Annotated in this window: 17 protein-coding genes; 7 read left to right on the top strand and 10 right to left on the bottom strand. The window is 40.1% G+C overall.

Features of this window, described 5'->3' with window-relative positions; genetic code table 11:
- Positions 1–2: 2 nt before the first annotated feature.
- Positions 3–764, top strand: coding sequence for a DUF547 domain-containing protein (locus DI060_RS18105; RefSeq protein WP_108978395.1), 762 nt, complete (start codon positions 3–5; stop codon positions 762–764).
- Here the strand turns inward: DI060_RS18105 and DI060_RS18110 are convergent, their stop codons facing one another.
- Together DI060_RS18110 and DI060_RS18115 are read right to left on the bottom strand one after the other, a co-directional pair.
- Positions 765–1,184 carry an OsmC family protein gene (locus DI060_RS18110; RefSeq protein WP_108978396.1) on the bottom strand — a complete coding sequence of 140 codons (420 nt, stop codon included), beginning with the start codon at positions 1,182–1,184 and terminating at the stop codon, positions 765–767.
- A gap of 17 nt (positions 1,185–1,201) precedes the next feature.
- On the bottom strand, positions 1,202–4,027 hold the full coding sequence (locus tag DI060_RS18115) for an adenylate/guanylate cyclase domain-containing protein (RefSeq protein ID WP_108978397.1): 2,826 nt from the start codon (positions 4,025–4,027) through the stop codon (positions 1,202–1,204).
- A 144-nt stretch (positions 4,028–4,171) separates the two neighbouring features.
- On the opposite strand from DI060_RS18115, the gene sthA reads away from it, so the two are divergent.
- From sthA to DI060_RS18135, 4 genes are all read left to right on the top strand, one after another.
- Positions 4,172–5,575, top strand: a complete 1,404-nt coding sequence (sthA, locus tag DI060_RS18120; protein WP_108978398.1) for a Si-specific NAD(P)(+) transhydrogenase — start codon at positions 4,172–4,174, stop codon at positions 5,573–5,575.
- Positions 5,576–5,684: 109 nt separating this feature from the next.
- Positions 5,685–6,206: an RNA polymerase sigma factor gene (locus tag DI060_RS18125; RefSeq protein WP_108978399.1), complete on the top strand. Its 522-nt coding sequence runs from the start codon at positions 5,685–5,687 to the stop codon at positions 6,204–6,206.
- Positions 6,203–7,243: a FecR family protein gene (locus DI060_RS18130; protein WP_108978400.1), complete on the top strand. Its 1,041-nt coding sequence runs from the start codon at positions 6,203–6,205 to the stop codon at positions 7,241–7,243. Before DI060_RS18125 ends, DI060_RS18130 begins: the two co-directional genes overlap by 4 nt.
- A 71-nt stretch (positions 7,244–7,314) precedes the next feature.
- Positions 7,315–7,869, top strand: a complete 555-nt coding sequence (locus tag DI060_RS18135) for a HAMP domain-containing protein (RefSeq protein ID WP_108978401.1) — start codon at positions 7,315–7,317, stop codon at positions 7,867–7,869.
- Between the two features lie 14 nt (positions 7,870–7,883).
- On the opposite strand, the gene DI060_RS18140 is transcribed toward DI060_RS18135, so the two are convergent.
- A complete protein-coding gene (locus DI060_RS18140; protein WP_108978402.1) occupies positions 7,884–9,572 on the bottom strand; it encodes a methyl-accepting chemotaxis protein in 1,689 nt (562 codons plus the stop codon).
- A 143-nt stretch (positions 9,573–9,715) separates the two neighbouring features.
- The gene (locus DI060_RS18145; RefSeq protein WP_244594502.1) at positions 9,716–10,141 is read right to left on the bottom strand and encodes an acyl-CoA thioesterase; all 426 of its coding nucleotides are present in this window, start codon (positions 10,139–10,141) and stop codon (positions 9,716–9,718) included.
- 111 nt (positions 10,142–10,252) lie between these two features.
- Between DI060_RS18145 and DI060_RS18150 the strand changes: the two genes are divergently transcribed.
- Positions 10,253–10,846, top strand: coding sequence for a TetR/AcrR family transcriptional regulator (locus DI060_RS18150; RefSeq protein WP_108978403.1), 594 nt, complete (start codon positions 10,253–10,255; stop codon positions 10,844–10,846).
- Between the two features lie 194 nt (positions 10,847–11,040).
- Here DI060_RS18150 and DI060_RS18155 read toward each other — a convergent pair whose 3' ends face one another.
- The gene (locus tag DI060_RS18155; RefSeq protein ID WP_108978404.1) at positions 11,041–11,466 is read right to left on the bottom strand and encodes a hypothetical protein; all 426 of its coding nucleotides are present in this window, start codon (positions 11,464–11,466) and stop codon (positions 11,041–11,043) included.
- A gap of 256 nt (positions 11,467–11,722) precedes the next feature.
- Here DI060_RS18155 and DI060_RS18160 point away from each other — a divergent pair, with 256 nt between their 5' ends.
- On the top strand, positions 11,723–12,127 hold the full coding sequence (locus DI060_RS18160) for a hypothetical protein (RefSeq protein WP_135355098.1): 405 nt from the start codon (positions 11,723–11,725) through the stop codon (positions 12,125–12,127).
- 97 nt (positions 12,128–12,224) lie between these two features.
- Here the strand turns inward: DI060_RS18160 and DI060_RS18165 are convergent, their stop codons facing one another.
- The 5 genes from DI060_RS18165 to DI060_RS18180 all read right to left on the bottom strand — a co-directional run bounded on the left by DI060_RS18165 (position 12,225) and on the right by DI060_RS18180 (position 15,798).
- Positions 12,225–12,872: a hypothetical protein gene (locus DI060_RS18165; protein WP_135355099.1), complete on the bottom strand. Its 648-nt coding sequence runs from the start codon at positions 12,870–12,872 to the stop codon at positions 12,225–12,227.
- A gap of 260 nt (positions 12,873–13,132) precedes the next feature.
- A complete protein-coding gene (locus DI060_RS18170) occupies positions 13,133–14,203 on the bottom strand; it encodes a hypothetical protein (RefSeq protein ID WP_108978407.1) in 1,071 nt (356 codons plus the stop codon).
- Positions 14,169–14,396: a hypothetical protein gene (locus tag DI060_RS18860; protein WP_135355100.1), complete on the bottom strand. Its 228-nt coding sequence runs from the start codon at positions 14,394–14,396 to the stop codon at positions 14,169–14,171. The genes DI060_RS18170 and DI060_RS18860 overlap by 35 nt, the downstream gene beginning before the upstream one ends.
- A gap of 89 nt (positions 14,397–14,485) precedes the next feature.
- Complete coding sequence (locus DI060_RS18175) at positions 14,486–15,013, bottom strand: hypothetical protein (RefSeq protein WP_135355101.1); 528 nt, start codon at positions 15,011–15,013, stop codon at positions 14,486–14,488.
- A gap of 5 nt (positions 15,014–15,018) precedes the next feature.
- Entirely contained in the window at positions 15,019–15,798 is a 780-nt protein-coding gene (locus tag DI060_RS18180; protein ID WP_135355102.1) for a hypothetical protein, read from the bottom strand.
- Between the last annotated feature and the right edge of the window lie 134 nt (positions 15,799–15,932).

Consider the following 15,932-nt stretch of genomic DNA (forward strand, 5'->3'; position numbering starts at 1 on the left):
CAATGAGAGTTCTATTCTTCGTATTTGTCTATCTACTTTGTATCCAAACCGCTCAAGCAAAGGATTTTGACCAGAGCCACAAAATCTGGGATACTCTTCTCAAAAAGTATGTTACATCGGAAGGTTTGGTTGCTTACAAAGAATTCCAGAAAGACAATGTACTTTTGGAACAATATCTGGGTTCATTGTCTCAGGTAAGTGAAGAAGAGTACAAATCGTTCACCAAATCTGAAAAATTGGCTTTTTTGATCAATGCATACAATGCTTTTACCATAAGACTCATTTTAGACCACTACCCTGTAAAGAGTATCTCGGATATCGGTGGCCCTCTCCCTTTGCTTAACTTAGCGAGAGGAGCACCATGGAAAAAAAATTTTTTTAGTTTGTTGGGTGAAACTAGGAATTTGGATTGGATAGAACACCAAAAGTTAAGAAAAGATTTTTCTGAGCCAAGAATTCACTTTGCAATCGTCTGTGCCTCGCTAGGTTGCCCCCTTTTAAAAGGGGAGGCATATACTGGCAAACAGATGGAAATACAATTAAAAACAGCAAAACTTTCTTTTCTGCGTGATCCAAAAAAAAATTCTTATGACAGTAAGAAAAATATTCTCTACCTTAGCAAAATTTTCGACTGGTTTAAAGAAGATTTCACAAAACAATCAACCCTCATTGAGTTTATCCAAGAAGGTTTTGAGGAAAAGATCAAAATTGATGCCTTGGTCGAATTCAATGAATATAGCTGGAAACTGAACGAGAAAAAATAATCAGTCGTTTTGGATAGTCAACTCATAAGTGATGGTGGCAGTTTTTTCTAAAGTTTTAGCTACCGAACAATACTTTTCAAGACTTAAGTTGATTGCATTCTTTGCTTGTTCTTCTGTAACCTCACCAAACATTTTGAACTTTATATGGATTTCTTTAAATAAAGAAGCCTGGCCTACCTTTTCCCTAGAAGCATCGATTTCCACTTGGTAATCCTTGAGATCTACTTTTTGTTTTCCTAAAATCATCAACACATCAATGCTTGTGCAACCAGCAAGTCCCATAATGAGAAGCTCCATCGGCCTTGTCCCTGCATTTCTCCCACCTATTTCTGGAGATGCATCCAATAGAATTGAATTTCCAGTTTCATTTGTTGCCTCGAGGACAAATGGTTTCTCTTTTCTTTCTAATCTTATCTTCATACTCTTACGTACCTTTTTTATTTATGTGTTCTTGTAAATACTCCATCCCAATTGTTTCCTGGAGGATTTTCTAAGTATTCTTTGCAACGCCCGATGAGTTGGATGCTAGCAATGTCTTTTCTATTTGCATCTATCATTGCCTTTTCTAATCTTTTGATTGCTTCATCAAAGTATTGGTTGATGTAAGAAAAAAGTGCTTCCTCGTATTGGTGTACAAATTGTCTCTCTTGTTCGCTCTCTTCTCCCAATGGGCAAATGATTTCATACAACACGACTGTATTTGCCTTACCCTTTACACGTACCAAATCAAGCTTTCTTGTAAAAATTCTATCGTTTACAATTTGGTAAACACTTTCGGATGCGAGAATCTTGACTCCATAATCTTTTGCTGCAGCCTCTAGTCGAGCTGCAAGATTTACAGTATCCCCCATCATTGTATAGGCGGAGATAGCATCCGTTCCCATAAAACCTACTTTACTCAATCCTGTGTTAAGGCCAATCCGAAAGCTCATCTGATAGACTTCCGGTATGTATAGATTTTTTGCTTTCCAATGGGCTTTGAGTTCTTCCATTTTCTTCTGCATTGCCAAACTTGCGAGGACGGCTTTTGTGCAATGATCTTCTACATCTACAGGCGCATTGAAGATGCCAACGATTGCATCTCCAATGTATTTGTCCAAAACTCCATCATATTCCTTTAGAATGGCTGTCATTGCAGATAAATATTCATTCAATAAATTTGCTAGTTCATATGCTTTTAATTTTTCAGAGATAAAAGAGAAACCCGCAATATCCGAAAAAAAGGCGGTGATATTTTTTTCACTTCCGCGTTTTAAAGCAGATAGATCTTTCATTGCCTCCCCCACAACTACAGGATCGATCATGCTTCCCAAGATACCTCTCATTTTTTCGCGATCCCGCAGGCCTGAAACCATCTCATTGAGAGCAACTGTTAGGTTACCAAATTCATCATTGCCACCATGGGTAAAGATAACATTTAGGTTTCCTTTCCCGACATCTTCCGCACTTTTGATGATACGTTTGATTTTTTGTACGACAACTCCAGAGATAAAAATTGCCAAGAGAACGGCAAATAAACAAATACTAACAGCTGTGAGAACGACTTGGTTTCTATTGCTCTTAATTGCATGAATACCATCTGTTCGGTCTACAAGAGTTCTGATGATCCCAGAAATATTTTCTTTGAGTATGACAGGTCCTAAAGAGTTGCTGTCGCTCCCGTATAAATGTAGACTATCGATCTTCCACATGATTTCTTCCGCTTCACTTCTTGAATGAGCAATAGAACTATCAGGAAATAATTTTTTTAATTCTGGTTTGGGTGTTTCGGACTTTGCTTCTTTGATCCAATTGCGAATGGCTTGCCATCGATATCGGATTTTATCTCTTTCTTCATCATTGGCATAGTAGGATTCATAATCGGTCTGTTCTGCCTTAAATTTGAGCGTTACCCAATCCTCTAATGTAGAATCTCGTAAACTTCTTAAAAATTCAAAGTTTTCGAGATTGGCCTCAGAAATATTGGATTCCAAGGCAATTAGATCAAAATTCTGGTTTCGCTTTTGAATCAATTCATCATAATTCTGGTAGAGCTGATTAAAGGCTCTGTCTTGAAAAGGAGGAATAGGTGGTTTTGCTTTTTTTAGGCTTTGTATCCGATTTCGGATTTGCGGGATGAGAGTTTTGATTTTTTCCGTAATCTCTTCATCTTCCTTTCGAAGACTTGCAAATTTTGAAAGTTTGAATTTGTTTTTGATCAGATTTTCTGCTCTTTTGGTAGAAGCAGGATTTCGAAACAAGGGTGCATGTAAGGCTTGTATCTCTCTAGACTTCCATTCGAATCCTATACTCGCATCCTCTTCCCACTCGCCGAGTGATTTCAATATCTTTCGCGAAGAAGTCTCTAGGTGTTTGTCAAGTTTTGGATCATGTTTCCAGAGGGAAAGTTGTGCTTCTGGATCAAGGATCCTTGTATCAAAGGAAACCTCCCAAACGGAATCCGAACTACCTTTCAAAAGGGGAAAGATTTGGATCCTAAATAGTCTTGTATCTAAACCAAGTTCTTCTAGTTTTCTTTTTTTATTGGCGGCAAAAATTTGAGAGATTTTTAAATCTAATTTTGATTTGGCGAACCTGGCTTGTTTTTGGAATTGTCGAGCAGTTTCGTCCAATTTCAAAATTTGTGTTGGATTGAGTTTGTCTTTGGTTTGGTCTTTTTTTTGCAGTGTTTGGATACTGGCAGATTCGGATGAAACATACTGCTTTGCTAAATTCTGGAGTTCTAACCATTGGCTTTCAGCTAAGGGGTGTTTGCCTGCTTTGTTGATTTGCTCTCTGGTTTTTTGTTCCAAATAACGCACCTCACCTTCAGTGAGATATGAAGAAAAAAATGTTTCTTCTTGTTTGGTAACCTTTTCTTTTCCTAAGACACCGAACAATTTGGTCTTAAATCCAAACAAAGATACAGTCTTTTCTTCAATCACCTCACTTTTTGTTCGGTATTTTTTTAGTTCTTCTCTTTGTTTGTTGATGCGATTTCTGAATTCTTCAATGCGAATCAAGTTTTGGGAAATCCCTTCTATTTCCAATACCAAACCAGCGATAAAATTTCGGGAGATACTTGCCTGTTTTTCATAACTTTCGGTTAGGATTTCTGTTTGTTGGCGAACAGTTAAAAAGGAGAGTAAAATAATGGTTAGGGCAATCAATGAGCCAGTAAACCAAGCTAATTTTGCTCGGATTCCACTGCTTAGAATATTCCAAATCTGTTGGGAAATTCGGACACATTTTTTGATCGATTCCAGAAGAGTGGAGATTGTCATCGGAGATTTTTTTTGATTTGAATAGAATCCAGCTTTTGCGTAAAGTCTTTCCTATCTATTTTTTAAATCTTTGTCAGTCTAGAACTGCTTGTCTTAGATGCTTTCTAATCCGATAAAGACCAGGGAAAGAGTATTTATCACTATATGTCCATCAACCGATTTGATATCATTGCCATTGGCGGAGGTCCGGCAGCGCAAAAGTGTGCCATTCAGGCAACCAAAATGGGAAAGAAGGCGGCGCTCATTGAAAAAGATCCCTATCTGGGCGGCGGCTGCGTACACTATGGAACCATCCCATCCAAAGCGCTTCAGGAGACGAGCCGGTTCTACCGAAATTTGAAGTTATCTTCCATCCATGGCTTACAAACTCCAACACCTAGTATGCTCACCTTACAGGAGTTGATGCATAGAGCGGCAACAGTCATCGAAAAAGAAGAAGATGTGACCCGAGAGCAAATGATCCAAAACCGTGTGACAACGTTTACGGGCTGGGGGAGGATTCTTGACCCAAACCGAGTGGAAGTGACAGATGCCGCTGGTCGGAAAAAAGTCTACGAATCCGATTATATACTCATTGCGACTGGGAGTTCACCTCGTAGGCCAGCCAATGAAAATATCCCTTTTGAAGAGGGTCTCATTTATGATAGTGATGGGCTTTTCAGTATTAAAAATATGCCATCTTCGATGGCCGTCATCGGTGCGGGCATCATCGGATCCGAATACGCAACCATCTTTTCTCATATAGGGATCAAAGTGCATCTCTTTGATTCGCAAGAACGTATCCTTGGATTTTTGGATCTAGAAATTTCAGAATCTATGACCAATTCTATGAAAAAAGCGGGTATAGAAATCCACACTAGTCGCTCCATCCGTTCGTATCAGAAAACACCGGATGGAAAAGCTGTCCAACTAACAACCGATAAGGGTGAAACCTTAACCGTTGACCAAGTTTTAATTTCACGAGGTAGGCTTGGCAATGTAGATAACATTGGACTAGAAACGGTGGGCATAGGAGTCAACGACCGAAAGCAAATTGTGGTCAATGAAAACTACCAAACCTCTGTTCCCTCTATCTATGCCTGCGGTGATGTGATTGGTTTTCCTTCTCTCGCATCCGTCTCTATGTACCAAGGGGCTTATGTCGCAAAACACATCTTTGGTGGAGCGCCGCACCCAGTGGATGCAGAAGAGTTTCCTATCGGTATCTATACTCTGCCAGAAGTTGCAACAATTGGTCCTACAGAAGAGATGCTAAGAGAGAGAGGTGTCGATTACGGAGTGGGAGTGACCAAGTTTGACACGATAACTAGAGCGGAGATCAGTGGAGATACCGATGGTTTGGTCAAAATTTTGTATGACCGTCCTACGCGCAGAGTGTTAGGAGTTCATATCGTTTCTGACAAAGCGACTGAGCTCATTGCCCTTGGACAATGCATCGTGAATCTCAAGGGACCGATTGAGTACTTTACCGAGCATATTTTCAACTACCCAACGATGATCGGAGCCTATAAAAATGCAGCTAACCAAGCTTTACAGAAAGAAAAATAAGGCAAAATTGCAAAAATGATGTGTCTGATTTGTTATGATGGATGGACGGGGAGAGACGTAGTAGATTTTACTTGTCAGAGCAAACCTTCTTGGGAGATACTTGGCTAAGGTGTCAGAGAAGGCTGTTTCGATCGCTCAAATCTATGAACGGAGTCATAAGAGAATTTATGACTTTCTCTATAAATATACTCAAAACGCGGATACTGCAATGGATTTGATGCAAGATAGCTTTTTAAGCTTTCACAAGCACTATGGAAATGCTGGCCTCTCGGAAGAAAAATCCGTGATGGTTCTCTATACCATTGCTCGTAACTTATCCATCAATTACTCGAAAAAGTTTTCCACAACAAGAGAGATTCATTCCGAAGATATCGATTTACATAGCCACAACCCAAAAGTCGAAAAAACAGCTGAACTCAGAGATTTAGAAGAGAGATTGTATAGTTTCTTGGGTGAGCTGAAAGAGGATGAAAGAAGTGCCATTCTCCTAAAAAATGTAGAGGAGTTTCAATTATCCCAAATTGCAGAGATTTTGGATGTGTCGATTTCGACTGCCTCTCGTTTGGTGATCCGTGCCACAGAGAAATTACAAAACATTGCGATTCGAGAAGGATTGGTACCTGACGAATGAACCAAGATCCTAAACTCATCGCAAGACTAGAAGCGGCACTTCGCAAACCAAGCCAAGCCACGCAAACAAGATCTTTCCCCACTTGGGAAGAGGTTCAGAAGCGGGTTGCCAAGTACCCAGACTTTGACCCAAAACAGGGATCGGTTGTCTCCTTTGACCGATCTTGGAAAAAGACCAGTTTTGTCACAGGCGCCTTGCTGGCAGCTGCCACACTCTCCATAGTATTTTTGTTAGGTGATGCAAAAAACCAATCTCATCCAGAAGAACAATCCCTTGCCATGGCAAAGGCACCAGTTTATGTTCCACTCCAGAGTTTGTCTGGTATCCTGGTCCAAGTGAAGGGCAAGGCGAGTCTGAAAGGAGAAGAGACGAGCCTCTTGCCAGCAAACAAGGGAAAACAAGTGAAGTCAGGAGATTTGATTGTTTCAGGTCCTGGTTCTGAAATCGATATTGAGTTCGAGAACCAAACTTGGTTGCGCATTTTTTCCTCTAGCCAAGTAGAGATCCAAGAGTCGGGGAAATCAGACTCAGCATCCAAACAAACAGTCAGGATTCTCCAAGGCAAAGCTTTGTTTCTCATTGGTAAGCTGAAAAAAGATTCTGAGTTCCGTGTAACATCAGGGGATCTGGAAACACAAGTTAGAGGTACAACATTTAGCGTGAGTTATGATGGAAAGTCTGTGCAGAAAGTGGCTCTCCGCGAGGGAAGCGTTTCCATCCAGAGCCCACAAGGCAATGTCAATCTAGAGCCAGGTAAGGAATTCATACGCCAAACGCCTGCTGAAAATGGCCAGATCCAGTCTATTTCAGCTACTTCCGACAAGGAGCTAAAAGCCTTAGAAAGCCAAATCCTCCAAAAAAGAGAAAATGCACTCTTTGACCAATACGCCCGCTTAGAACTAGTACGCTTGGAGGATGGAACGGAATACAGAGGTGTTATCCAAGGACAGACTGAGACCCATCTATTGCTGGAGACTGTGGAAGGTACTATGGAGATCCCGATCAAAAAAATCCTGGAAACAGAAAAAATCAGATAAGCAAAGAAGTTCTTTGACTTTTCCTCTTTTTTTGTTAGAGTTTTCTAACATCTAGGAGAGATTTCCCATTCATGTCAGAGAAGAAGGACTTCAAAAAAAATTATCGCTTCCGTTACATCATAGATAAAGAGTTTCAATTCAAATTCCTACTTCATTTTTCTCTATTGTTTCTCTCAGGTGTTATCGTAACACTCGGTTTTCTATATTGGTTGAACCAAAGCAAATATGATGGTGGAGCAGTCTTTCGGTTGAGACAGGACGCCATGACTGTCTATTACCGAGTCGAGAATGAAGACGCAAAGCCTGGCGAGGAAAAATACCGTTATGTGCCCAGGGATTTTTTCCTACCAGATTATGACCACCAACTGAATATGTATACGATACAATTCAATGCAGTCATTACTCTCTCGGCGCTCTATTTGGCACTCATTACTGTATTTTCCATATTCAAATCTCATAAAATGGCTGGCCCTGTTTTCAGTATCAAACGATCACTCCAGAGGATGGCATCGGGTCAACCGATAGAAAAGATTCGTATCCGTAAAGGAGACGAGTTCCAAGAGTTGGTAGAGGTATTGAACGAGGTGATCCAAAAAAGAATCACCGACCAAGAAATCCGCAAATAAGCTTTATCCTCTATCTAGGCTAACCATTGCAAGGCGGCTTCCATAGAGGGCACAGACTTTAGAGTAACATTTCCTGTGCTAAGTGTTGTGTCTTCGATGGATATGGCAGAGAGTGCTGAATCCGGTACGATGACTGCCATTTTCCTAAGACTCGAGTTACTTGCAATAGGGAACCATTCTTGGTTTACCCATTCTTGGCCTTGTTTGGATACCAAACCGATCTTTCTGGTATCAGCCAGCCATTTGGATACGTTGTGCTGTTTGATAATCTCGAGAGCTTTGTTGAGTATGTTCTGATAAGCGTCATCAGAATAATCTGGTTTCCATACAACCTCAATCATACTTTTCGACTGTACATAATAAATATCACCAATGCTAGAAGTAAAGACTAGGCTGTGTGTTTTGGGATCTCGGTTTGTGGACTGGCTCTTCTCTTCAATATGGATTGTCTTAAAAAGATTCACCATTCCCATAAGTTTATCAATGGTTTCAAAAATATGTGCGAGATTTTCAGAAAGTGTTTCACTATTTTCCGAACTGTTGTACGACAATTGGCTTATGGAAGATACAGACGCCATCACTTCGTTTGTTGCGGTCTTGTGCTCTCCGATTGCATTTTTAATCTCTTCAGATCGTTGTTTAACATAATCCGCTTCTTTTAATAAAACTTCCTTTAATTCCTTTTGAGTTGAGACTGCATTGTGGACTCCCTCAATGTTCTTTGAAATATCTTCGATGGATCCTATGATTTCCTGTATTTCTGATGTGGTCGCATTGATCCTTGTTTTCCCTAAATCCACATCACTTTGGTTTTTTTTCATGAGGGCATCTATGCCTTTCACCGCATTTGCCGTACGTTCTGCAAGTTTAGAAACTTCATCAGCTACGACTGCAAATCCTCTTCCCGCATCTCCAGCCCTTGCAGCTTCAATGGATGCGTTTAAGGCAAGCATGTTGACTTGTTCACTGATCTTTGCAATGATTTCAACAGTCTTTGAAATTTCAGCAGAACTAACAGAGAGATTCTCCATAGCATCAGTCATAGATTGCAAAGATTTTTTACCAGACTCAGCTCGTTCAATGATATTTTGGATAGACTTGAGAGTCCCTTGCACCGAAACAGCTGTTTGGTCAATGGCATTGGCAAGTGAATTGACTTCATCCGATAGGTGAGACATACTTTCCGTATTTTCATTTGCAATATTTGCGATCGAAACAGCAACGCCAGAGATTTCTTCTATCGAAGCCGAGACTTCTTCTGTTGCAGCAGATTGTGATTGCAGATTGGAAGCGAAATCCATTGTGATTTGTTTCATCTCTTTGGATTCTTGTGACAGAGTGTTCGTAGATGTTTTGATGTGTTGTATCAGTTCGCTTTGTGCTTGGATCATTCTTTCAAAGATCTTAAAAAAATCGGAGAGTAGATCTGATTTTTTGTATTCTAATTTGACCTCAAAGTTACCCATCCCAACTTCTCTGAATGCCTTTTCCAGTTTCAAAAAAATACGGGCAATCCATCCGCTGAGCACCAATCCAAAGATCAGACTCATGGGAACAATGAAGAGAAGCAAAAATAGGAGCTGAGAAAGAATTTGCGCTTCCGCAGAACGAAAGAAGTGCATGGTGAGAAGGGAACCTAGTGCACAGAGGATTCCAAAGACGAGGAAGTTTAACAGAAAGTAGAGTCTAAGCTTCTTTTGCATATGATGTTTTGAGTATAACAAAATGACAGCTTACAAGATCGAGAAAAAAATGAGTTTAGATTCACCCAAACTCAATTCTGATCCAAAGTATGCGGATCGTACAGCTTGTACGTTCGTTTTAAAGCAAAGAGTTAGGATTTAAACTAAGATTCTAGGTTTTGAAATAAATTGAGAAACTCATCTGGCAAAGCATACGGTCGTTTTTTCTTAAAATCAAAAAAAAGGGCTAAAAACTCAGCTCTGCAAACCAATTCTCCGTCCGAGATGCGGTACATGCTCTGTACCACTTTGCCCTTAAACTTACTACCGTCTCGGAAATTAGTTTCTATGCGCACCGAGTCTGGGTGGGAGAGAGGTTTGTGGTAGGTGAGATGTGCCTCCAGGATGACTGGACCTATCTGTTCACTCCTCATTTGGGCAATGGAGAAGCCTGCCTTTTCCAATGCCTGCATCCTGGCCTCATCAAAATAACTTTGGTAGATTCCATTGTTGACATGTCCATTGGCGTCCATATGGGACCATAAGACGGTAATTTCGGTGTTGTGAAAGGCTTTGGTTTGGGTGATCATTTCTGCCTCCTGAGTCCAAATAGAGACAGACCGACCTGTCTGTAAAGCAAAAAACAGACAAGTTTGTCTGCTAAATCTTGACGTCCCCGGGGAAAACCTTAGGGTAGGCACATGAAGACAAGTCCGAGGCAAAGGATTTTGCAAGTAGCCAAACAGCGGTTTTATGAGGAGGGTTTCCACCATACCGGCATCAACCAACTCATCAAAGAAGCAGATACCGCAAAGGCCTCTTTCTACGACCATTTCCCTTCCAAGGAAGCCCTTGGCATCCAAGTGGTCCGTTCTTTTGGAAGGGATATTTTGGTTTGGTTTCGGCAGATCCTGCGGAGGTCTCGGGACCCTGAGGGATTTGTGAAGGCCTTTAGTAGAGCTGTCCACATGCAGACGCAGTCTGAGATTTCGTATTACCAAGGTTGCCCGATTGCTGTTTTTTCCTGTCAGTTTCCCATTGGAAAAGAACCTTTTTCTCAGGAATTTCGATCCATCGCAGCGAAATGGGAAAAGACCATCATCGACCAATTGGAAAGATGGAAGGCTTTGGGGAAACTAGCCCCGGGATTGGATACAAGAGCACTTGCTTTGGATATCATCAATATCTATGAAGGTTGTTTGGTGAATTGGCGGATCACTGGAAGCAAAGAGTACATTGATCGCATGGAGAAACTCCTTGGTCAACTTCTCGTTGCTGGGACTTCGGATTTCTAAGATAGAGGTCTACCGCAGAGTGTAATTTGAGCGATGCAGTCTATTACTTCCCATAATGTATATTATGTCATATTAGGAGTTTTACGTTTTTGAGAGTACTCGTACAACGGTAACACAGCCCAGAGCCAGAGAGCTTTTGCTTCTGTGATCCTCTGGGCTGCCAAAAAAAGGTCAGTTCCTTAGCTTTCTAAGTTTTAAGTACAGGTAATGGAAGATGTTGCGATCCGGCAAATTCCCAATGAGTTTAGTGCGCCTATCGTGAATGTCCCCGAACAAAGGGAAATTGTTCCATTTGTTGCCTGTACCGTGTAGGTACCAGAGGATACGTTGGTAAAGGTAGTGGAAGTTACATTTGATGAAACAGTATTGTCTACAAATGTAGCAGTTTTCACTGGGGTCCCAGAACAGTCAGCTGATCTTAACACGTTGACAGTGTATCTTCCAGCGTTGCTCAATGCACCCGTGTTCGCCGATACCGCAACGCTTCCGGATCGCGTCAGTTCCAAAAGTAAATAAGAACATGCCACATCATCTTCACAGCTTGTTTCTTTCTTTTTTTGGCAGACCATCGCTAACAAACTTAGCGAGATTACAATACTAAATTTTAGAATCTTGTTCACAGTAATTTCCTTCAACTTTTATACTTAAAGTTTGTTTTTACAAGTAAAACTTGTTATGCGAGTCTCTTTACCACATATAGTTTGTCAAATGAAATCTAGTTGAATCGTAAGAATTATTCCATCTTTGCTTCCAGGTCCGAAAATTATTTCCGGAAATAAATACTTGAATATCTTATTCTAATCTGTTATGCGGGTTATGCTAATCTTCTTACTCTTGCTTTTTCTTTTCATCAGTTGTGCGACCACAGAAGAGGTGATGAAGGATATTCCTCCACATGGAACAAATGCGATTGTTGATATTAAAATTTATGAATATTCTAGAAGCCCTGGTATACGCATTGGAAGGGGATATTTCTACCCCGAAGACAAAACGAACAATGATCACTTCCGAATCAAAGCTTTGGTTACAAACAAAACTAGCCAGCGTATTGAAATTGCGGAATATCCTGTCACTTTCCAAGGTAAGGCCCTCGGAATTGATCTTGCAAAAATGCATAAGGAGATCCTACCGAATGAGCATTTTAAAAAGGTTTACTATTATCCTTTTCCAAAAAACGCCAAACCTAGAAAATTCTTTTTCAAATTTAAAGATGTCGAGGGAAATGTATTCGAAGTCATGACCTTTTATGACGGTGAGCTTCAGGGGCAAAGGGCATACTGAGAGACCAGATTTAGGCACCTCGCATCCGTTAGAGGAGGCAAATTCAATTTTTAAACGATACCCGCTCTTCGCTACTATCGGTGGTGCGGGCGGGGATTTATCTACAATTTCCTTGAGGGTGTGGTATCCTATTCTTCTTTCGCATATCCTCTGCCGTCATACCATAATCTGGATCAACTTTTACCCAATTTTCATGATTCTCTCTTATTTTCTGGATACGATCTTCATGCCTTTTTATAAAGTCTTTCACAAGCATATTATTGAGAAAATCTTCAAAATCATTTATTGTCCACCAAACCGAATGACATGCGATCATTTTTTCTGTGCTGACTTTTTCTAATAAATCAACAAATTTCTCATCTTGATCTGTGATTCTATAATAGAACAAAATTTCTTCTTTATCACTCCCTGCACCATTGTTTTTTTCAAATATTCTCTTTGAAATAAGTTTCTCTATTATTTCATTTGCTTCGTCTTTAAAGCCAAGAAAAAACAAACACTTTGCTTTTTGAATTTTCTGATCGAAAATCATTTTTTCAAGTCCGACCATTGGAGGGAATACTTCCTCTGGGCTAACTTTTTCTCTTCTGTGTCGCTCCATTTTCTTTTCGGTTTCTTTGATACCAAGTTCAATGTATTCTAATCCTTTGTCATATTGCTTTAACAACTGAAAACAAACACTAATTGATTCATAGTAGACCTGGATTAAGGAATCTTTGTCTCCGATCTTTTCTAGTTTTGCCAAAGAATAGCCGCAGGCTCTTCGGAGTAAAAACTCGTATCGCTCATCAGAACCAAGAACATAATAATAATATTCTAAATCATTTAAATTATCTATCCTAGCGAAATTACTTGGATTTTCCTTGTATTCTCTTTCGAAAATACGCATTAGTCTAGTTACCTCATCCTTACTCGTCGCTGGGTAAAAGACAGCTTCCGTTTGACCAGAAATAAATATTTGTAAAAACAAAGCAATACACAGCATTGGTCTCGTACATGCTTTCATCATCGACCTCCCGTAATTCCGAATTCGACTTGATTGATAGGCTTTGGAGGGTTAGCCCTTAGGTAGTAGCTCTCAATGCGAATCCAACTCCTCTCTTTCGTGCGATTCCACGTAATAACTACTGGATATTCCGAGTTAAACGCTCCCCCATGTGATGTATTAAAAATAAAATCAGGGTTAGCTTTTGGCAATCCTGTTGCACGATCATATATTTCACTCCTGATTTCGTTAAGAATAGTTTCCTGATACAATTTATACTTTTCATTCACGAGAGGATTCCAAGGCTTGTAATTTCCATTCCATTCTTCTGTAGATTCTGATTTCCTTCCATTTATATTCCAACCCGTTGTCTCTGGTGCGAAAAGTTTTGATCCTTCACCCCCTAAATACTCGCCAACAGTTAATTCCTTACCATCAGGAGCCACAAATTGCAAATCCGTTACATCTCGCCAGGATGTACCATCATACACATAGAAGTGTCCATTTACCGCTTTGATTTCCTTGCCATTTAAATCTTTTACATTCGTGATTCCTGAAGTTTGACCAACGTATTCATGGATTTCATGATTATAAGAACCATTCATTTTTGTCTTGTTAAGTTGGGTCCCTTCCCCAGTAACACTAATGATCCTTTCTCCGTCAAGTTTAAGACCTATTTGGACATCGGTTGCAAAAAGTCTGTTCAATTCTGTAATCGGTATGCCATTAGCATCCGCAAGTCTTTGTAATTCTTCCGCGGACTCTATAGGTGACCGAGAGGCAGGACCATTTGGAGGATCAATTGGTTTTTTGGTACCGCCTTTAAAATGAAGAAATAGATAATCGTCCTCTCCCCCACCAAACCAACCACCAACGGTATCTCTCACCCCATTCCATGCATTGGAAATCGCATTCCCGAAGGAATTAACTCCGTCCCTAATCCCCCTTCCCATCTCCCCCCAGGACTCTGATAAATCATTTTTGAAGTTACGCCCAACGATATAGCCAAGTCCATCCCAAACACTGTTTGCGTGGTTCGCGTTGGCTTCTCTTTGTTCAGGCGGAAGCTGTTGCGATGGGTCTATCGGCACCTGTTGCTTGGTTGAATTCTACTAAACTATACGAGCTTGATGCGTTGAAACCTGATTGGCTACCATAGGTTAGGGTTGAGGTTGTGCCTCCTCCACCATATGTTAAGTTATAGCTATTTGATCCGTTTGAGTTTTGCGTATAGCCAATGCCCATATGGGAAGTTCCTGCTCTTAGCCGCAATGATCCCGTCACAGAGCTTGCACCTGTTCTAAGGTTTGTTTCCGCGCTCAGGTTGATGCAAAATAAAGTTAGCCATTTTTCGAAATCGGGCTTCCCTTATTTTATCTTCTAAATCTTTTGAAAAATATTTCCGAATTTAATTTTTTGCCCTCGAGTCGAATTTTATCGAGATATCCAAATCCAATCTCATTTTCTCTATAATAATAACATCCAGATAAATGAATTTCAGCACGTGTTAAAGAGGGGAAAGTTATCTTTAGCTTATTCAACTCATATTGATCTCCAATTTTAAACAAGGCAAATGAAAACTTTTTTGAAAGTAGGATTAACATTTGATCTGTTTGTTCAATTTCATTATATCGTAATGATGTTGAAAATCTTTCCCAGAAAGAACAACTTTCAATTTTTAGATTAATTTGCCCAAAGTTATTATCAAGAAAAGTAATCTCTCCAAAATCGTCAGCATCACCCTCAATCCGAGATGCTGATTGAAATCTATAAAATCCCTTTACAAATTTGCTTTCAATATATGCTATCGCCTTTATATCAGTCTCGTTAATTTCATAACGCTCTACCTTACAAGAATTCAATAAAATGCAACTAAGCCAAAAAAGTAAGATTCTATTCATTGTCTTCATTTTCTATCTGTCCTCATACGCTCTATAAACATTCTATCTCTTTTTGAAGGTTTTATATCTTTTCGTGGAAGATCATCTTTTTTCCATGGAATGATAGTACCAGAGGCTGTAATTCCAATAAAGGCAGACGCCGGCATAAATTTTTCAACCAAATCAACGTTTGGTCCATAGGAAGGATTCGCAGCTTGTTGAAAGTTATTCGTACCACCGAACGGGCCAATACCATAGCTGAGACCTCCATCAAAGTTTACATCAGAAGCACCTAAGCCATTTGCTTGCACAAAGCCAAATGTTAATGTGCTTCCTACTCCATAGCCGAAAGCTGGTTGTATATCAGTTCTATGTGAGATAAAACCATCACTGTCGATAAACTTCGTATACGAGGCTGAGATACCCACCGCACCTACAAAGCTAAAGGTCGCCTGTTCAAAATAGATTTGTCCGGGTTTTAAGTTTGCAGCAATAACCATTTCCCCCAATGTTAGATTATTTCTAGTTCCAATTACGTGAAGTGCACCGTTCTTATCAACAAAGCCTCCTTTGCTTTCGATTTGATATTCTTTATACCATCGCAGAAACATTTTTTCATGGTCATTTAAATTTCCCGATCTTTGCTTTTCAATGATAGTTTTAAGGATTTCTCTATCTGATTCACTTAAGTTTTTAGCATTCAAACCGCTCGATTCACTGTCTAGAGAATTGCCGCTCAAATTCAACTCTTCATTTCTATCACCATTCCATAACCCTGTCGCCCTTCCGATCAAACCACCAAACAAATCCTTCCAAGTATTGTTCTGAGCCGCTTGTTGCGTATTAGGAGCACCTGCATTGTTACTCGGACGTTGTGGATCGGAATATCCCGTAATCTGATTCCATGCGTTGTTCGCGTAATGAGACACATGATTTTGTG

The organism is Leptospira ryugenii (genome assembly GCF_003114855.1).
Taxonomy (GTDB): domain Bacteria; phylum Spirochaetota; class Leptospiria; order Leptospirales; family Leptospiraceae; genus Leptospira_A; species Leptospira_A ryugenii.